This window comes from Saccharopolyspora sp. CA-218241, from assembly GCF_050954615.1.
GTDB classification, from domain to species: domain Bacteria; phylum Actinomycetota; class Actinomycetes; order Mycobacteriales; family Pseudonocardiaceae; genus Saccharopolyspora; species Saccharopolyspora cebuensis.
The window spans coordinates 106,791-124,396 of the sequence record NZ_CP191860.1; the positions used below are offsets into that span (position 1 = coordinate 106,791).

Genomic DNA, 17,606 nt, shown 5'->3' on the forward strand with positions numbered 1-17,606 from the left:
TAGCCGAAAGCCGGGAAGCGGTGGAGGAAAAAATCATGAAGAACTCAGGTGATCGGTGGTTGCCCCGCGCGGTGGGACCGAGGTGGGGAGTCCGGCGATGGCCGGTGCCCCGGCCCGACCTGCGCTGAGCACCCCGGCCCGGGTACCCGGGCCGGGGTGCGAATCCGGTCAGCGGTTCTTGGTGGCCCCGGTCAAGGTGCAGCCGGTGCGGGACAGGTCCACCCGCGAACCCTCGGTCAGGCAGGCGGTGATCCGGTGGACCTGCTGGCCGTAGCTGCGGCCCCGCACCGCGGTCGCGGTCCCGTCCTGGGCGACCTCGCACGGGTTGCCCTCGGTGCACCGCTCGCCGTCGCGGTTGGACGTGTTGTTGATGCCCACGACCGCGTTCCCGTCGGGGCTCAGCAGCGCCGCACCGGAGTAGCCGGGCCTGCTGCCGCAGGTGTCGCTGGGGGCGTAGCGCACCGCGTCGTCCTGCTGGAAACCGGCTTCCCGCAGGTGCGGCACCACGGCCTCCACCGCGCACTCCGGACGGCTGCTCCGGGTGCCCAGGAGGAACTGGTCACCACCGCGCATCGGGGTGCTGGACAACTCGAAGACCTTCGCGCCCTCCGCGGCGAGCTGGCCGTAGGTCTTGTCCAACCGGTACAGCGCGATGTCGGTGCCGGTCATCGTCGCGTACTCCAGCCGGGTCGCGCGGGCGCTGGTCAGGGGGTAGCCGGCGGAGTCGTTGATGGTGACCGGGTCCGCCAGGTCGGCGGGCTGGTCCACCACCGCCGTCCCCGGCGTGGGCCGTCCGCTCGGCAGGCAATGCCCGTTGGTCAGCGCCAGCGCCGGGTCCTCGGGGCGCGCGGTGTCGGTGCGCACCACCGAACCGTGGCAGTTGCCCACCGTGGCGGCACCTTCCACGTTCGGGATCGGGCTGAGCGGCGGCACGTCGGTCCCGTTCACGATGCCGCCGATCCAGTCGGCGTTCTTCGAGACGTCGGTGTACATGACGGGCAGGTCGGCGCCCCGGATGCCGGGACCGATGACCGTTCCGGCCAGCGCCCAGCCGTCGCCGTCGCGGACCAGGGCAGGCCCGCCGGAGTCCATGTTCGCCGCCCCGACGGGCGGATCGGCCCGACCGACGCACAGCGGCATGGTGCTCCCGTCGTCGTCGAGGCACTGGCCGAGCGGCACGATCTCGGTATCGGCTTCGCGCAGCTCGCTGGGGAAGCAGGTGGGGTCGGTGAAGTCGCCGAAGCAGTCCCGCGAGGTCGCGCCCCAGCCGAGGAGCCGCACGGGCGTGCCGACGGCGGGTGTGGTCCCGGCGAGCCGCACGGGTTCGGCCTGCACCGGCTCGCTCAGGTGCAGCAGCGCGATGTCCTCCCCGGCGGGGTTGTACGTGTTGTGGCGCCGGTAGAACCGGTCGACCTCGGCGACTTCGCCACCGCTGGCGACGTCCGGGGATCCGACGCGGACCTGCCAATCGCGGGGAACGCCCGCCGTGGCGCCGGTCGGGGTGTTGGCGCAGTGGCCCGCGGTCACCACCCACTCCGGGTCGATGAGCACCGCCCCGCACCGGTGCCCGTCCGGGCGGGGCGAGTCGTACTGCAACGAGGCCATGAACGGGTACGGCTGGGTGGCCTCGGTGCCGCCGATGATGGCGGACGCGGGGGCCGCGCTCGCCATCGTCATGAGCAGCGCGAGCCCGGCCAGCAGCGCGGAGGATCGAGGGCGGAGTCTCATGCCCACGACCCTGGCCGGTCCCCGTCCGCGCGGCGCCACCACCACGTCATGGGCCGGCAACGGCGAGCGCCGCGCCCGGCGGGGACGTCAGCCGGTGCGCTGCTGGGCGAGGAAGGGGCAGCCGACCAGGTGGCGGAGTTCCCGGCCGAGGTCGGCGGTGGTCATGGCGGGGCGGGAGAACGCCAACCGCACGTCGTGGTCGCCGTCGCCGGACTCGACGCGCAGCCGCAGACCGCACTTGTCGAGCCCGAGCGGCCGGATGTGCCCGCCGCGCAGGTGTTCGGGCAGGTGCCGGGACAGCAGCCCGACGACGTCGCGGTGGGCGAGGTCGAGGTGCCGCAGCCAGCCGTCCTCCATCAGGCAGAACGGGTCGGGCGCGGCGGCGCGGAAATCCTCGGCCACCACCGGACCGGTGTCCTCGGCGTCGGCGAGCACCATCGAGGCCGCGTCCAGGCGCAGCACGCTGGCGCCGTGGCCGACGTCGAGCAGCCTGCTGTCGGGGCGTTCCTCGGCGACGGCGAGCGCGTGCTCGCGCGCCTGCTCGGGCTCGACCGGCCGCAGCAGGCCGGTGAGCCACAGCAGGCCGCGCACCGGCTCGCGCAGCCGCACCGGCGTGGGGTCGGCGACCTCCAGCACGGCGGCGAGTTCGCGCTGCGGCGCCTGCCAGGTGGTGGCGACCAGGGGGTGCTCGTCGGCGAGCAGGACGGTGGCGGTGCCGTCGCGGTGCACGTGGTGCAGCAGGGGCACGATCCGCGCCGAGGTCTCTCCGGACGGCAGCAGCGCGGCTCGACCGCCGCGCCTGGCGATGCTCCTGGCACGTTCGGCGGGGCTCGGCGTGGCGGGCCGCCGGGTGGTCGTTTCGCCCACGGGATCACCTCCAACTTAGGTAAGCCTAACCTAGACCACTCGGCGAAGGAAAGTCGTCGTTCCGTCCTACCAGGTCATCAGGCGTGCCGGGAGGCACCGGAGGGTGAGTTCGCGGGCCCGGACCGGACCAATCCGGCGAAGCGGGGATGATGGGGGTGCCCGGCGGGTTCCGGTGCGGTCCGCGAGCGTTTCGGCGTCCGTTTCCGCGTCCGTTTTCCGGGCACCTTTGTTCGCTGGGCGATGCGGCACTAGCGTGTCAGCCGTGTCAAGCGCTGTTGAGCTTCGCGCGCCTGGTCCGCGCGGCATCCCGCCCCTGTTCGCCCGACTGGTCGACGACGCCGCGCTGTTCCCACCGGGAACCGCGACCGTCCCGGAGGCGGTGAGCGCCCACCTCGACGCGCGCAGCGGCAAGTTCGCCGGTGTGCTGGGACCGATGCTGTGCCAGGCGTCCCGGCTCGCCGAGCTGATCACCGAACTGGCGAAGATCAAGCCCGCCGAACCCGTCCCGCTCTCGCTGGTCTGCGACAGCGGGCTCGGCGGCGTGCCGAAGTCGCTGTCCATCATCGAGGGGCGGCAGGAGCTGCTCTCGCTGCGGATGGTCGAGATGCCCGCGCCGTCCGACGTCGACGACGTCTGGCTCGAACGGGTCTCGGAATTCGTGCCGGAGGACGTCATCCGCGTCGTCGAACCCCGCCGCGGCGGGGAGGGCTGGCTCGACGGGGTGCGCCGGGTCGCCGAGCACGGCTGCTGGCCCAAGCTGCGCGTCTCCGGGCCGACCACCGAATCGGTGCCGCCGGCGGAGGTGGTGAAGGACTTCCTCGTCGTGGCCAGCAGCCTCGACGTGCCGTTCAAGGCCACCACCGGCCTGCACACCGCGGTGCGCGCGGAACGCTCCGGCGTCGAGCACCACGGTTTCCTCAACCTGCTGGTGGCCACCGCGCGCTCGCTGTCCGGCACCGACGTGCGGGAGGCCCTGGTCGCCACGGACGGCGCCGCGCTCGCCGAGGAGGCAGGGTCGTTGTCGACGGACGCGGCCAACGCGGTGCGGGACGTCTTCGCCTCCTACGGCGGCTGCTCGCTGACGGACCCCGTCGCGGACCTGGAAGGACTGGGACTGCTGTGAGCTGGATCGAGGACCCGGAGTTCGGCCCGGACCGGCCGTTCGGGCCGCAGACGCTGCCCTACGGGGTGCTGGTGACCGGTTCCGGTCCCGGCGTCGCGGTCCGGGTCGGTCGCCACGCCATCCCGCTGCGCGGCATCGCCGAGCACCTGGGTCCTCGACTCGCCGAACCGGTCGCCGCCGCCTCGCTCGACCCGCTGCTGGCGGCGGGCCGGGACGCCTGGCGGGAACTCCGGGAACGGCTCACCGAACTGGTCACCGCCGACCGCGCCCCGGCAGGCGCCACCCTGGTGCGCACCGACTGGCACACCGTGGCGATGCCGTTCACCGTCGCCGACTTCGTCGACTTCTACTCCTCCCGGCACCACGCCGAGAACGTCGGCCGGATCTTCCGGCGGGCCGCCGCGACGCTGCCGGAGAACTGGGCGCACCTGCCGGTGGCCTACCACGGCCGGGCGGGCACGGTGTGCGTCTCGGGCACCGACGTGCACCGGCCCAGCGGGCAGCGCCGCGCCGCGGGTGACGTCAACCCCGCGTTCGGGCCGACCCGGCGGCTGGACTTCGAGGCCGAGGTCGGGTTCGTCTGCGGCGGGACGCCCACCTCCCGGGTGAGCACCGCCGACTTCGCCGACCACGTCTTCGGGGTGGCGCTGGTCAACGACTGGTCGGCCCGCGACATCCAGCTCTGGGAGTCGCAGCCGCTCGGCCCGTTCCTGGCCAAGTCCTTCGCGACCTCGCTGTCGGGCTGGATCACCCCGCTGGAGGCGCTGGAGCACGCCCGGGTGAGCCCGCCGGAACCGGAGCACCCGCTGCACGACTACCTCGTCGAGGACCAGCCCTGGGGCTTGGACCTGCGGCTGGAGGTGCGCTGCAACGACACCCCCGTCGCCGGGCCGCGGTTCGAGCACATGGCGTGGACGCCCGCGCAGCAGTTGGCGCACCTGACCGTCGGCGGCGCCACCGCCCGGCCCGGTGACCTGTTCGCCTCCGGCACCGTCTCCGGCCCGAGCGCGAGCAGCGCGGCTGCCTGCTGGAGCTCACCTGGGGCGGGGCCGAGCCGATCACCCTGGAGGACGGCGAGCAGCGCACCTTCCTGCAGGACGGCGACCGGGTGTCGATCAGCGGCACCGCGCCCGGCCCGGACGGCTCCGTGGTCGGGCTCGGCGAGGTGACCGGCACGGTCCTGGCCGCGGTGCGGAGGTGACGTGATGGCCCCGCCCACCCCGGAACCGATCCGCACTCCGATGGGCGGTCAGCGCGAGGTCCCGCAGCCCAAGGAGAGCTCGCTGACCCTCGAACGCGGCCTGAGCCTGCTCCAGGCCATCGCCGACGCCGACAGCGAGGCGCCCACCATCAGCGAGCTCGCCGCCGGGGTCGGGGTCAGCCGGGCGGCCGTGTACCGGCTGCTCGGGCCGTTGCAGCGCCGCGGGCTGGTGCGCCGCGAGGGCAGCAAGGTGCGCCTCGGGCTCGGCGTCCTGTGGCTGGCCGGGCAGGTCCTGCCGCAGCTGCGCGCCGCCGCGCTGCCCGCGCTGCGCGCGCTGGCCGAACGGGTCGGCGCCACCGTGCACCTCACCGTGGCCGACGGCGCCGAGGCGCAGGCCATCGCCGTGGTGGAACCGTCCTGGACCAGCTATCACGTGTCCTACCGGGTGGGCAGCAGGCACCCGGTGCAGCGCGGCGCGGCGGGCCGGGCGGTGGACCTGCCGCCGGGCGGCCCGCGCTGGCTCAGCAGCACCGGTGATCCGCAGCCGGGCGCCTGCGCGATCGCCGCCCCGGTCCGCGGCGTCCCCGGCCTGCGCGCCAGCGTCGGCGTGGTCGCGCTGCAACCGCTCAAGTCCGACGAGATCGGCCCCCTGGTGGTGGAAGCGGCCGAAGCGGTAGCGGACTCCCTCCGCTGACCCACCCGACCAGGTGATCTTCGCGAGGTGAGGGGCACCCTTGCCCGAGTTACTTGGTCAAGGGTGCCCCTCACTCAGCACCCGAACGGGTGGTTCGCGGGCCGGGAGCGGGCGCCGCGCGGTTTCCGGTGCGCGCGGCCGGGTTCCGCGTTGACCAGCGGCGATGCTGGAAAGCCTTCCGCCGTCGGCGTGCGGGTGCTACAACGGAAGGACGCGTGCGGCGCCCGGCGGGACCTTGGTCCCGCTGATCTCAGGCCCCTGGTCCGGTGACATCGGGACGCCCGCCCCTGCGGGGCGGTCCCCGCCCGGACGCAGGGTGGACCCGTGGAATTGCTCGACATCGCACGGTGGCAGTTCGGGATCACGACCGTCTACCACTTCCTGATGGTGCCGCTGACCATCGGGCTCGGCGTGCTGGTCGCCGGGATGCAGACCGCGTGGTACCGGACGGGCAACCCGCGCTACCTGAAGATGACCAAGTTCTGGGGCAAGTTGATGCTGATCAACTTCGCCATGGGCGTGGTCACCGGGATCGTGCAGGAGTTCCAGTTCGGCATGTCGTGGAGCGCGTACTCGCGCTTCGTCGGCGACGTGTTCGGCGCGCCGCTGGCGATGGAGGGCTTGGTCGCGTTCTTCGTCGAGTCGACCTTCCTCGGCTTGTGGATCTTCGGCTGGGACCGGCTGTCCAAGGGCGTCCACCTGGCCTGCGTGTGGGCGTTCTCGCTGGCCACGGTCGCCTCGGCGTACTTCATCCTGGCCGCGAACTCGTGGATGCAGCACCCGGTGGGCGTCGAGGTGGTCGACGGGACGCCCCGGCTGAACTCGATCTGGGCGGTGCTGACCAACAACACGCTGCTGGCGGCGTTCCCGCACACCATCTTCGGCTGCTTCGCGGTGGCCGGGGCGTTCCTGGTCGGCATCGCGGCCTGGCAGCTCGCCAAGAACCACCGCGATTCCTCGCCGGAGGACGAGGACCGCAAGGTCTGGCACGGGTCGATCCGCCTCGGCGCCTGGGTCGGCGTGGTGGCCTTCGCCGGGCTGGCGATCTCCGGTGACTTCCAGGCCAAGCTGATGTTCCAGCAGCAGCCGATGAAGATGGCCTCCGCCGAGGCGCTGTGCCACTCCGAGGCCCCGGCGGGCTTCTCGGTGTTCGCGGTCGGCGACGTCAGCCGTCCCGACTGCGAGAGCGTCAAGAGCATCACGGTGCCCTACGTGCTGTCCGCGCTGGCCAACGGCGACCTGCACAGCGAGGTCAAGGGCGTCGAGGAACTGCTGCCGGAGTACCAGGAGCGCTTCGGCACCCACTACCCGGACGACCCGCGGCTCGGGTCGCTGGCCGGGCAGCCGGTCGACTACGTGCCGAACCTGCCCGCGACCTACTGGGGCTTCCGGTTCATGATCGGCTTCGGCTCGGTGGCGGCGCTCGGCGCCGTGGCGGTGCTGTGGCTGACCCGGCGCGGCCGGTTCCCGAAGGGCCGGTACTGGGCGCCGCTGGCCATCGCCAGCATCGCCACCCCGTTCCTGGGCAACGCGTTCGGGTGGATCTTCACCGAGCTCGGCCGCCAGCCGTTCGTGGTGGCGCCCAACCCCGATCCGTCCGGCATCGACGGGGTGTGGATGTACACCGCCAGCGCGGTGTCCTCCGGGGTCACCGCCGGCGAGATGCTGACCTCGGTGATCGCCCTGACCGCGCTCTACGGCGTGCTGGCCGTCGTCGAGATCTGGCTGATCGCGAAGTTCGTGCGCGGCGGCATCGAGGGCGTGATGCCGCCGAAGCCGAAGGACCGCGATCCGGACGACGAGTCCCTGTCCTTCGCCTACTGACGAGGAGCCGAGGTGGATCTGCCGACTCTGTGGTTCTGCGCGATCGCCCTGCTGTGGTTGGGCTACCTCTTCCTGGAGGGCTTCGACTTCGGCGTCGGGATGCTCGGCCCGGTCCTGGCCCGCAAGGAGTCCGAGCGCCGGGTGCTGATCAACACGATCGGCCCGGTGTGGGACGGCAACGAGGTGTGGCTGATCGTGGCGGGCGGGGCGATGTTCGCCGCCTTCCCCGGCTGGTACGCGTCCCTGCTCAGCACCGCCTACCTGCCGTTCCTGGTGCTGCTGCTGGTGCTGATCGGGCGCGGCGTGGCCTTCGAGTACCGGGGCAAGCACGACTCCGCGCGGTGGCGCCGCAGTTGGGACGCGGTGATCGTGATCGCCTCGTGGACCGCGCCGTTCGTCGTCGGGCTGGTGCTGTCGGCCAACGTGTTCGGGCTGCCGCTGGACGCCAACGGCGACCGGGTCGGCGGCTGGTGGCAGATCTTCACCGTGCCCAGCGTGCTCGGCGGGCTGGCCGTGCTCGGGTTCTCGCTGCTGCACGGGGCGGTGTTCCTCGCGCTCAAGACGGAGGGCGGCATCCGCGAGCGGGCGCACCGCTTCGCCGTCCGCTACGGCCTGGTGCTGCTGGCGCCGGTGGTCGCGCTGGTGCTGCTCGCCCAGCTCACCGAGGGGCACGCCTGGACCTGGGTGCCGCTGGCGCTGGTGCTGGTCGCCGGGCCGGCCGCGCTGGCCCGGATGGCGGCCTGGCGCGAGGGCCAGGCGTTCGCGTTGCAGGGCGTGGCGCTGGCCGCCGCCGTGGTGACGCTGTTCGGCGCGCTGTGGCCGAACGTCATCCCATCCACATTGGACCCGGCGTGGTCGCTGTCCATCGCCGGCACCGCCTCCAGCCCCTACACCCTCACCGTCATCACCTGGGTCGCCGCGTTCGGGATGCCCGCGGTGCTGGTCTACCAGGGTTGGACCTACTGGGTGTTCCGCAAGCGCATCGGGACCCGGCACATCCCGCCGGTGCACACGCCCGCATGAACCCGCTCGGCGCGCTCCCGAAGCTGTCCCGCTCCGCCCGCCGGGCGCTGCTGCTGGCCGGCGGGCTGGCGGTGCTCAACGCGGTCGCCCTGATCGTGCAGGCGTGGGCGCTGGCGCACGGCCTGGCCGAGGTGGTCACCGCGGGCGCCGACCCGGACCGCATCGCCGACCACGTCGGCTGGCTGGCCGGTGCGGTGCTGGCCCGCGCGGTGCTCGGCTGGGCGACGGAATCGGTGTCGGCCCGCGCGGCGGCCGGGGCGAAGGCGGAGCTGCGGGCCCTGCTGCTGGACTCGTCGCTGCGCCGGGGTCCGGAGTGGATCCGCGGCCGGGGCCCGGCGGAGCTCACCGCGCTGGCCACCAAGGGCCTGGACGCGCTGGACGCCTACTTCACCAAGTACCTGCCCGCGCTGGTCACGGCCGCGGTGGTGCCGCTGCTGGTGGGCGGCTGGATCCTGCTGTCCGATTGGCTCTCGGCGCTGCTGGTGCTCATCACGGTGCCGCTGATCCCGCTGTTCGCCTGGCTGGTCGGCAAGTTCACCGAGCAGCGCACCGCGCGCGCCGCCGACGCCGTGCAGCGGTTGTCCGGGCAGCTCCTGGAGCTGATCCGGGCGCAGCCGGTGCTCACCGCGTTCGGCCGGGCGGCGGCGCAGGGCCGGGTGGTGCGCCGGGCTGGTGAGGCGCACCGGCGGACCACCATGGGCACGCTGCGGATCGCCTTCCTGTCCGCGCTGGTGCTGGAGCTGGCGGCCTCGCTGTCGGTGGCGCTGATCGCGGTGAGCATCGGGGTGCGGCTGGTCGGCGGCGAGCTCGACCTGGCCACCGGGCTGCTGGTGCTGGTGCTGGCCCCCGAGTGCTACCTGCCGCTGCGCTCGGCCGGGGCGGCGCACCACGCCAGCGAGGACGGCGTGGAGGCGGTCCGCCGGGTGGACGAGGTGGTCGACCGCGCCCCGGCGACCTCGGGGACCCGCGCGGTGCCCGCGGACTCGGTGCTGCGGGTGTCCGGGCTGCGGGTGCGCAGGCGCGGCGGGTTCGCCCCGGACGGGCTGAGCTTCACCGCGCGGCCCGGCGAGGTCCTCCGACTGGACGGCTTCGACGGGATCGGGCCGAGCGGCAGCGGCAAGTCCACCGCCCTGTCGGTGCTGCTCGGGTTCACCGCCCCGGACGGCGGTGCGGTCACCTGCGGCGGCGTGGACGTCGCCGAGCTCGACCCGGCGCGGTGGCGGCGACGGCTGGCCTGGGTGCCGCAGCAGCCGACGTTCAGCGGCGGCACCGTCGCCGACGAACTGCTGCTCGCCGTCGCCGACCAGCCCGAGGGCACCGCGCGGTGGCGGGCCGAGGCGCTCGCCGACGCCGCCGCCGGGCACCTGCGGGACCGCCGGGTGGACGAGCTGTCGACGGGGGAGCGGCAGCGCGTCGCGGTGGCCCGGGCGCTGCTGCGGCTGCGCGGCGCCGCCACGATCCTGCTGCTCGACGAGCCCACCGCCCACCTCGACGGCGCCACCGGGCGGCGGATCGGCGAGGCGGTCGACCGCGCCGCCGCATCCGGCGCCACCGTCGTGCTGGCCAGCCACCGGGGCGCGGGTGCCGGGGACCGGGCGGAGCAGACCGCGGCCGAACCGCCCGCCGCCGCCCCGGAACTGCCCGCGGTGCGGGGTCGGCTGCGCGAGCTGATCACCCGGCGCACCGGGTGGGGCGTGCTGCTCGGCGCGCTGTCCCTGCTGTTCGGGATCGCGCTCACGGCCACCGCGGCGTGGCTGATCGCCCGCGCCTCGCAGCAGCCGCCGATCCTGTCGCTGTCGGTGGCCGCGGTCGGGGTGCGCACCTTCGCGCTGTCCCGCGCCCTGCTGCGCTACCTGGAGCGGCTGGTCACCCACGACGCGGCGTTCCGGCTCTCCGGCGGGCTGCGGGAACGGCTGTGGGACGCGCTGGTGCGGCTCGGCCCGGTGCGCGCCGCGGGCCTGCGCCGGGGCGACGGGCTGAGCCGGCTCGTCGACGACGTGGACGAGATGCGCGACCTGGTGCCCCGGGTGCTGGTGCCGCCGCTGGTCGCGGTCGTCGTGGTGCTGGCCTCGGTGGTGCTGCTCGCGGTGGTGCTGCCCGCGGCCGGGCTGGTGGCCGCGGTGGCGCTGGGCGCGGCGCTGGTGCTGGCCCCGCTGGTCGCGGTGGCCGCCGAGCGGCGCGCGAGCAGCGCGGTCGCCGAGGGCAGGCGCCGGGTCGCCGAGCGGGTGCTGGCGCTGCTCGACGGGGCCGCCGAGCTGCTGGCCTTCGGGGCGCACCGCGCCCGCCGGGACGACCTCGCCGAGCAGGACCGGCTGCTGGCCGCCCGGGCCAGGCGGGCCGCGTTCGGGGCCGGGGCGGCCACGGCGGTGAGCACGCTGCTGGTCGGCGTCGCGGTCGTCGGCGGCGTGGTGCTGGGCTCGCTGGCGGTGTCGCAGGGCCGGTTGGCGCCGGAGCTGGCGCCGCTGCTCGCGCTGGTCCCGCTGGCCACCGCCGAGGCGATCGGGCTGCTGCCCCCGGCCGCCCAGCAGTGGCGGTCGCTGCGCGCCGCGCACGACCGGGTGGCCCCGCTGCTGGCGGTCCCGGAGCGTCCCGCGCCGCGCCCGGAGACCGGTCCCGAGCTGGTGCTGGACCGGGTCACCGCGCGCTGGCCGGGCTCGGCCGGACCGGCGCTGCACGAGGTGTCGGCGCAGGTCCCGCCGGGTTCGCACGTCGCGGTCGTCGGCCCGTCCGGCAGCGGCAAGTCCACCCTGGTCGCGGTGCTGCTCGGGTTGCTGCCCGCCGAATCCGGGACGGTGCGGCTGCCCGGCCGGGTCGCCTGGTGTCCGCAGGAACCGCAGCTGGTGTCCACCACGGTCCGGGAGAACCTGCGGCTGGCCGACCCGCACGCCGACGACGCCGCCCTCGCCGAGGCGCTGCGGCTGGCCGGGCTGCCCGGCTGGTCGGACCGCCTGGACGTCGTGGTCGGGGCCGGGGGAGCGGCGGTCTCGGGCGGGGAGGCGCAGCGGCTCGCGCTGGCCCGCGCGCTGCTGCTGCCCGACGCCCCGGTGCTGGTCCTCGACGAGCCGACCGCCCACCTCGACGTCCCGACGGCCGAGGCGCTGCTGGACCGGCTGCGCGCGGAACTGCCGGACCGCACCGTGGTCCACGTGACCCACCGGCCCGCGGAAGCCCGGCACGCCGACCGGGTGCTGCGCGTCGAGCGCGGCCTGCTCACCGATCGGGCGGAACTCGGTGCGGGAACCGGGTGAGCGGCGTTGCACCGCCGCCGTCGGCCGCTGATGCTGCGATCAGCGGCGATCCGGCCGCGCACTGGTGAGGAGGTCGGGATGGACGGGCACGACTACATCGCACCGGAACTCGTCGAGGTCGGCCGCTTCGGCACCGACACGCTGGGCGGCGGGGGCAACCGGGTCTACGACTACCAGGGGTTCTTCTCCTGACCGCCCGACCGGGTGACCGTGACCGGTTCCCGGGCAGGTGAGGGGCACCTTCTTCCGACATGGCCCGATGAAGGTGCCCCTCACTCAGGTGTCGAACGGGTGGGGACCGGGGTGCCGGGGCCGGGAGGATGGGCACCCCCGGACCCGAGGAGGACCATGAACCGCGCCCCCGCGCTCGCCGCGCGCATCGACCGGCTCGCCGAGGTCGCCGCGGCCGAACCCCGGCTGGACGGGGTTCTGCTGTACGGGTCGTGGACCCTCGGCGAGGCCGACGAGCACTCCGACGTCGAGGCCTACGTCTTCGTCCGGGACGAGCACGCCGCGGACTTCGACGGCGACGCGTTCCTCGCCCGGGTCGCGCCGCTGGCGCTGGCCTGCACCAACTCCTTCGGCGTGCGCGCGGTGATCTTCGACGACCTGATGCGCGGCGAGTTCCACTTCGGAGCGGCGGGGCCGGGCATCGAGGCGATGGCGGGCTGGCGCGGCCTGGTCCACTTCCCCGAGCCGGAGCGGGCGGTGCTGCTGGACCGCAGCGGCCGGCTCACCGAGCAGGTCGCGCGGCTGGCCGAATTCGTGCCGCCGGAACCGGGCAGCACCGCCCGGCAGCGCGTCGACGAACTCACCAACTGGACGCTGATGCTGGCCCACCTGCTCGACCGCGGCGAGACCGCCCGCGCGCACGCGGCCCTGACCACGCTGGTCGCGCCGCACCAGTTGCAGCTCTGCCGCCTGCTCCGGGACAGCACCCGGCACTGGCTCACGCCCTCGCGGGCCCTGGAGGCCGACCTGCCCGCGGCCGACCAGGTCCGCTACACGACCACCACCGCCGCGGCCGAACCGGACGCGATCCGCGCGGCGGCGCGGGAGAGCTGGCGCTGGAGCCGGGAACTCGCGGGCGAAGCCGAGCAGCGCTGGGGCGTGGCCGTCCCGCACGACCTCCACGCCCGGATCACCCACCGCCTCGACCCCCACCCGCGTCACCCGTCCGGGACTGAGTGAGGGGCACCCTTGCCCGAGTAACCGGGGACAGGGTGCCCCTCACCTGGTCACGATCACCCGGTCGGGACGGGCTGTGAGCTGCGCCGGTGGTGCATCAGGCGAGGTCGACGACCTCGTGCAGGCGCATTCGGCGGTTGAACGCACCGGCCACCCGCGCGACGACGGTGCGCGGCAGCACGCGCGCGGGCCAGGTGAGGGCCCGGTTCACGGCACGGGTGACGGCCCGGCCCGGGTAGGACACCGCGCGCCGCCGGGCGTAGTCGTCCAGGGTCCGGGCCGCGACGGTGGCCGGAGTGTCCGCCACCGGGTTGATCGTGGCGGAGGTGCCGTCGAAGAAGCCGGTCGCGATCGGGCCGGGATGCGCGGCCATGACGTGCACCCCGGTGCCGCGCAGTTCTTCGGCCAGCGCCTCGGTGAAGGAGAGCACGAACGCCTTGGTCGCGGCGTAGCTGGCCTGGTAGGGCATGGGTTGGAAGGCCGCGGTGGAGGACACGTTGATGATGCCGCCGCGACCGTGGCTGACCAGTTCGGCGCCGATCGCGTGGGTCAGCGCGATCAGGCCGTCGACGTTGAGCGCGACCGAACGCAGCTGCGGTTCGAGCGGACGGCCGAGGAACGGGCCCGCGCTGCCCGTACCGGCGTTGTTGAGCAGCAGGTCGACGGACAGGCCGCGGTCGCGCAGCTCCCGCAGGACCCGCTCCGGGCCGTCCGGCGCGGCGAGGTCGGCGACGATCACCTCGGCGTCCGGCCCGCCGTGCTGTTCCCGGATGTGCGCGGCGAGCTCTCGCAGGTCGCCCTCCGAGCGGGCCAGCAGGATCACCCGCGCTCCCCGGCGGGCCAGCTCCAGCGCGTACGCCCGCCCCAGCCCCTTCGACGCGCCGGTGACGAGTGCGGTGACACCGCGATAGCCCTCTCCCACGTCAACCTCCTATTGATTCGAGTCTCGAAGCATCGACACCAGCATAGTACTTCGACACTCGAATTAACGGTAGGATGGCGGCATGACCGCGCCCGATCTCCACGCGGCGCTCGCCGCGACCTACGACGTCTGGATGCGGACCGTCGATCAGACCGGGTCGGCACTGGCCGGGCACCGCCTGACCCCGGCGACGTTCCAGGCGCTGTGGGTGATCGACCCGGCCGAGCCGCCACCCTCGATGAAGGCGATGGCCGAGCGCCTGTACTGCAACGCCCCGAACCTGACCTTCATGACCGACCAGCTCGTCGACCGCGGCCTGGTGGAGCGCGCCGTGGACCCGGCCGACCGCCGGTCCCGAGTGCTGGTCCTGACCGCCAAAGGCCGCCGGGTCCGCGACGAGGTGGTCCGGGACGCCCTCCGGAGCACCCCGCTGGCGGTGCTGACCGACGCCGAACTGCGGCAGCTCACCACCCTGCTCGGCCGAGCCCTCCACCCCGGCTGACCGGGCACGACACGCAGGCGCGCCGTCCCCCTCGTGATCCGGCCGGACGGATCTCATGGTCCGAACGGGGTGGTTCCCCGGCATCCCGCAATCGCGTCGGCGCGCAACGCGCCCGGTGCGCTGCGGGGCATCGCCTCGACCACGGCATCCGCGCGCTCCCACGCCTCCGCATCGGCTTTGGTGATCCCGCCCTGGCGGGCGGGCAGCCTCCGCGTCCAAGCCCAGGACCGTCCGCCCGGCGAGTCTGCCAGGGCTGTGAGCTGCGTCCGGAGCTCACCCGGTGGGGTGGTGGCGCGGTTAGCCTCGGAGGGGAGATGGAACCCAGACTCGCCAAGCGGATGCTGGCGGCCTCCACCGAGATCACCCGGGTCGCGCTGTCCGCCGACGACCCGGACGCGGTGCTGCCGCTGGTGGTGCGCCGCGCCGCCGAACTCGCCGAGGCCGACCTCGGGCTGGTCACCGTGCGCACCGACGACGGCCGCGTCGCCGTCGAGGCCACCTACGGCGCCCCGTCGGCCACCGGACCGCTGGCCGATCCGGTCGGCACCGTGCTGTCGTCGCGCTCGGCCGCCGCCCGGGTGGCGCGCAGCGGCGTCCCGGTGGTGGTCGACGACCTCATCGACGATCCGCTGACCGCCCCGTACGTGCCGCCGTCGCTGCGGGTGTACGGGCCGTTCGCCGTGGCGCCGTTCGGCACCCGGGAGCGCCGCCTCGGCGCGCTGGCGGTGTACCGGCGGCGCGGGGCGAGCACCTTCACCCGCGTCGCGGTGGACGTGCTCACCTCGTTCGCGGCGCAGGCCGGGCTCGCCCTGGTGCTCGCCGAGGGCTCGACCGCCCGCCAGCGGATCGCCGTCTACCAGGAGCGCGAGCGCATCGCCCGCGACCTGCACGACGTGATCGTGCAGCGGCTCTACGCGGCCGGGGTACAGCTCGAGGTGCTGGAACGCCGGTTGTCCGGGCGGCTCGACGGCACCGACGCGGACCGGCTCTCCGAGACGATGGGGCAGATCGACCAGGCCATCGCCGAGGTCCGCGCCACCGCCCGCACGCTGCGCTCCGCCGACCCCGAAGCCTCCGCGCAGGCCCCGGCGCTCGACGAGTCGATGCGCTCCGAGGTGCGCATCGCCGGGGAGCTCCTCGGGCGCCCGGCCAAGCTCGACCTGTCCGGCGACCTCACCGACGTGCCCGTCGCCGTCGCCGACCACGCCCGCGCGGCCCTGCGCGAAGCCCTGTCCAACGTGGTGCGGCATTCCGGGGCCCGCTCGGTCCTGGTCCGCGTCCGCCGCTCCGACCGGGGCCTGCGGCTCCAGGTCGTCGACGACGGCTGCGGCATCCCGCGCGACGTGAGCAAGCGCGGGCTGCGCAACATGGAGGAACGGGCCACGGCGGCGGGCGGGCAGTGCGCCATCACCTCCTCGCCGGACAGCGGGACCACCATCACCTGGGAGGTCCCGCTGGGCTGAGCGTCACGACGCGCGCTCGGCGAAGACGACGACGTTGTCGAGGTAGCGGCGGTCCGCCTCGTCGAAATCGCCGCCGCAGGTGATCAGCCGCAGCGTCGGGGTCGGGGTGTCGCCGTAGACGGCCTCGGTCGGGAAGGCGTTCTTGTCGTGGCGTTCGATCCGCGCGGCGACGAACGTCGCCGTGCTGCCGTCGGCGCGGTCGACGTGGATCTCCTGCCCCGGGAGCAGGTCGCCGAGCCGGAAGAACACCGCGGGGCCCCGGTAGGAGTCGACGTGGCCCGCGATCACCGCGGGACCGCGTTCACCCGGTTCGGGCCCGCCCCGCCACCAGCCGGTGCCCTCGTTGGTCTCGGGTGGTGGCAGCACGTTGTTCTCGTCCACTTCGAGCGGGTCGATCGGCGCGTCCACCCCGATCGCCGGGATCCGCACCCGCACGGGGTCGGCGACCTGCGCCGACGCCTCCGCCGCGACCGCGGGGGCAGGGGGCGGCAGCCGCAGGTCGCTCTCGGCGACGACCACCCCGCCGGGCGGAGCGCCGGAGCCGCCGCAGGCGGCCGAGGTCGTGGTGAGCGCGGCGCACAGGGCGAGAACGGCCGCGGACCGCAGAGGCCCGCGACCGCCGGTGCGCGATGAGGTCACCGGATGTTCCTGGACCTCAGCCGCGGGCGCCGCTGAACCGCTTGCGCGCGGCGAACCCCACGACCAGCGCGGCTCCCCCGGCCAAGCCGAGCGGGAGCAGGCCGCCGTCCTCGGCGGTGCCGCCGCCGCCCGCTTCGACGCCACCGGTGGGGGCGCGGTCGTCGTCATCGTCGTCGTTGGCGGTGCCGCCGCCGCCTGCTTCGATGCCGCCGGTGGGGGCGCGGTCGTCGTCATCGTCGTCGGCCAGGACGTGCACCGCGGGCGGGGCGGCGGCGAGCGCGGGGACCGCGGTGGCGAAGGTGACCGCGCCGGTGAGCAGCGTGGCCGCGAGCAACTTCCTGCTGAGGGTCGACATGTCCGGCTTCCTTCCGTGGGAAGTGTGGCACTGATGTCGCCGAGGAGCGGAAAACCGTTGTCGGAGAACGATTTTCTCGGCCGGTGCAGCATCGCAGCCGGACGGTGGAGATCCGATGAGGTGGACGTGAGGACCCGTTCATCCACGCCGGGCCCGGGGCCTCAGGCGTCGTTCTGCCTGCGCGCGACCCAGGCGGCGGCCTGGGTGCGGCGCTCCATGCCGAGCTTGGCCAGCACCGAGGTGACGTAGTTCTTCACCGTCTTCTCGGCGAGGAAGAGCCGCTCGGCGATCTGGCGGTTGGTGAGCCCTTCGCCGATCAGCTCCAGGATGCGGCGTTCCCGCTCGGTCAGCGCCGCCAGCTCGTCGGGTTCGGGGTTGGCGGACTGCCGGAGCCGGTCGAGCACCCGCGCCGTGGTCACCGGGTCGAGCAGCGAATGCCCGGCGGCGACCTCGCGGACCGCGTTCACCAGGTCCTGCCCGCGCACCTGCTTGAGCAGGTAACCGGACGCGCCCGCGTTGATCGCGCCGACCAGCGCCTGCTCGTCGTCGAAGGCGGTGAGGACCAGGCAGCGCGGCGGGTCGGGCAGGGCGCGCAGCCGCCGGCACAGCTCCAGGCCGTCGCCGTCGGGCAGCCGCATGTCGACGACGGCGACGTCGGGCCGTCCCGCCTGCGCGCGCACCACGGCCTCGTCGACGCCGCCCGCCTCCGCCACGATCGACACGTCGGGCTCGGTATCCAGCAGGTCGCGAAGACCTCGCCGGACCACCTCGTGATCGTCGACCAACAGCACCCGCACCGGCACGGCCTCCACGCTACTGACCGGCTCCG

At 74.4% G+C, this 17,606-nt stretch carries 15 protein-coding genes and 1 pseudogene; 10 read left to right on the plus strand and 6 right to left on the minus strand.

Annotated elements, in window-relative coordinates; translation table 11 throughout:
- Positions 1–168 precede the first annotated feature (168 nt).
- Positions 169–1,728: a trypsin-like serine protease gene (locus ACQP0T_RS00635; RefSeq protein ID WP_433870805.1), complete on the minus strand. Its 1,560-nt coding sequence runs from the start codon at positions 1,726–1,728 to the stop codon at positions 169–171.
- An 87-nt stretch (positions 1,729–1,815) separates the two neighbouring features.
- On the minus strand, positions 1,816–2,595 hold the full coding sequence (locus ACQP0T_RS00640; protein ID WP_433870806.1) for a DUF2470 domain-containing protein: 780 nt from the start codon (positions 2,593–2,595) through the stop codon (positions 1,816–1,818).
- A 262-nt stretch (positions 2,596–2,857) separates the two neighbouring features.
- On the opposite strand from ACQP0T_RS00640, the gene ACQP0T_RS00645 reads away from it, so the two are divergent.
- The 8 genes and pseudogenes from ACQP0T_RS00645 (at position 2,858) to ACQP0T_RS00680 (ending at position 12,899) form a co-directional block, all read left to right on the plus strand.
- Positions 2,858–3,718 (plus strand): hypothetical protein, encoded by an 861-nt coding sequence (locus ACQP0T_RS00645; protein WP_433870807.1) that lies wholly within the window; start codon positions 2,858–2,860, stop codon positions 3,716–3,718.
- Positions 3,715–4,919, plus strand: a pseudogene (locus ACQP0T_RS00650) (fumarylacetoacetate hydrolase family protein). The gene ACQP0T_RS00645 and the pseudogene ACQP0T_RS00650 overlap by 4 nt, the downstream one beginning before the upstream one ends.
- 40 nt (positions 4,920–4,959) lie before the next feature.
- On the plus strand, positions 4,960–5,613 hold the full coding sequence (locus ACQP0T_RS00655; RefSeq protein ID WP_433873876.1) for an IclR family transcriptional regulator: 654 nt from the start codon (positions 4,960–4,962) through the stop codon (positions 5,611–5,613).
- 324 nt (positions 5,614–5,937) lie between these two features.
- Complete coding sequence (locus ACQP0T_RS00660; RefSeq protein ID WP_433870808.1) at positions 5,938–7,437, plus strand: cytochrome ubiquinol oxidase subunit I; 1,500 nt, start codon at positions 5,938–5,940, stop codon at positions 7,435–7,437.
- 12 nt (positions 7,438–7,449) lie between these two features.
- Positions 7,450–8,460 carry a cytochrome d ubiquinol oxidase subunit II gene (gene cydB / locus ACQP0T_RS00665; protein ID WP_433870809.1) on the plus strand — a complete coding sequence of 337 codons (1,011 nt, stop codon included), beginning with the start codon at positions 7,450–7,452 and terminating at the stop codon, positions 8,458–8,460.
- The gene (gene cydD, locus ACQP0T_RS00670; protein WP_433870810.1) at positions 8,457–11,708 is read left to right on the plus strand and encodes a thiol reductant ABC exporter subunit CydD; all 3,252 of its coding nucleotides are present in this window, start codon (positions 8,457–8,459) and stop codon (positions 11,706–11,708) included. Before cydB ends, cydD begins: the two co-directional genes overlap by 4 nt.
- Positions 11,709–11,786: 78 nt before the next feature.
- A complete protein-coding gene (locus ACQP0T_RS00675) occupies positions 11,787–11,900 on the plus strand; it encodes a lasso RiPP family leader peptide-containing protein (RefSeq protein WP_433870811.1) in 114 nt (37 codons plus the stop codon).
- 156 nt (positions 11,901–12,056) lie between these two features.
- Positions 12,057–12,899 (plus strand): nucleotidyltransferase domain-containing protein, encoded by an 843-nt coding sequence (locus ACQP0T_RS00680; protein WP_433870812.1) that lies wholly within the window; start codon positions 12,057–12,059, stop codon positions 12,897–12,899.
- A gap of 94 nt (positions 12,900–12,993) precedes the next feature.
- Here the strand turns inward: ACQP0T_RS00680 and ACQP0T_RS00685 are convergent, their stop codons facing one another.
- Positions 12,994–13,818 carry an SDR family NAD(P)-dependent oxidoreductase gene (locus ACQP0T_RS00685; RefSeq protein ID WP_433870813.1) on the minus strand — a complete coding sequence of 275 codons (825 nt, stop codon included), beginning with the start codon at positions 13,816–13,818 and terminating at the stop codon, positions 12,994–12,996.
- An 82-nt stretch (positions 13,819–13,900) separates the two neighbouring features.
- Here ACQP0T_RS00685 and ACQP0T_RS00690 point away from each other — a divergent pair, with 82 nt between their 5' ends.
- Together ACQP0T_RS00690 and ACQP0T_RS00695 are read left to right on the plus strand one after the other, a co-directional pair.
- Entirely contained in the window at positions 13,901–14,320 is a 420-nt protein-coding gene (locus ACQP0T_RS00690) for a MarR family winged helix-turn-helix transcriptional regulator (protein WP_433870814.1), read from the plus strand.
- 314 nt (positions 14,321–14,634) lie between these two features.
- Positions 14,635–15,783, plus strand: coding sequence for a GAF domain-containing protein (locus tag ACQP0T_RS00695; protein WP_433870815.1), 1,149 nt, complete (start codon positions 14,635–14,637; stop codon positions 15,781–15,783).
- 3 nt (positions 15,784–15,786) lie between these two features.
- Here ACQP0T_RS00695 and ACQP0T_RS00700 read toward each other — a convergent pair whose 3' ends face one another.
- The 3 genes from ACQP0T_RS00700 to ACQP0T_RS00710 form a co-directional block, all read right to left on the minus strand.
- Complete coding sequence (locus ACQP0T_RS00700; RefSeq protein WP_433870816.1) at positions 15,787–16,422, minus strand: class F sortase; 636 nt, start codon at positions 16,420–16,422, stop codon at positions 15,787–15,789.
- 16 nt (positions 16,423–16,438) lie between these two features.
- Positions 16,439–16,777, minus strand: a complete 339-nt coding sequence (locus ACQP0T_RS00705) for a hypothetical protein (RefSeq protein WP_433870817.1) — start codon at positions 16,775–16,777, stop codon at positions 16,439–16,441.
- Between the two features lie 161 nt (positions 16,778–16,938).
- Complete coding sequence (locus ACQP0T_RS00710; RefSeq protein ID WP_433870818.1) at positions 16,939–17,580, minus strand: response regulator; 642 nt, start codon at positions 17,578–17,580, stop codon at positions 16,939–16,941.
- Positions 17,581–17,606 lie beyond the last annotated feature (26 nt).

Bases quoted from the DNA above. Each gene is read 5' to 3' on its own strand.
- ACQP0T_RS00635 (WP_433870805.1), bottom strand. From the start codon at position 1,728: ATGAGACTCCGCCCTCGATCCTCCGCGCTGCTGGCCGGGCTCGCGCTG.
- ACQP0T_RS00655 (WP_433873876.1), top strand. From the start codon at position 4,960: ATGGGCGGTCAGCGCGAGGTCCCGCAGCCCAAGGAGAGCTCGCTGACC.
- cydD (WP_433870810.1), top strand. From the start codon at position 8,457: ATGAACCCGCTCGGCGCGCTCCCGAAGCTGTCCCGCTCCGCCCGCCGG.
- ACQP0T_RS00675 (WP_433870811.1), top strand. From the start codon at position 11,787: ATGGACGGGCACGACTACATCGCACCGGAACTCGTCGAGGTCGGCCGC.
- ACQP0T_RS00680 (WP_433870812.1), top strand. From the start codon at position 12,057: ATGAACCGCGCCCCCGCGCTCGCCGCGCGCATCGACCGGCTCGCCGAG.
- ACQP0T_RS00690 (WP_433870814.1), top strand. From the start codon at position 13,901: ATGACCGCGCCCGATCTCCACGCGGCGCTCGCCGCGACCTACGACGTC.
- ACQP0T_RS00695 (WP_433870815.1), top strand. From the start codon at position 14,635: ATGGAACCCAGACTCGCCAAGCGGATGCTGGCGGCCTCCACCGAGATC.
- ACQP0T_RS00705 (WP_433870817.1), bottom strand. From the start codon at position 16,777: ATGTCGACCCTCAGCAGGAAGTTGCTCGCGGCCACGCTGCTCACCGGC.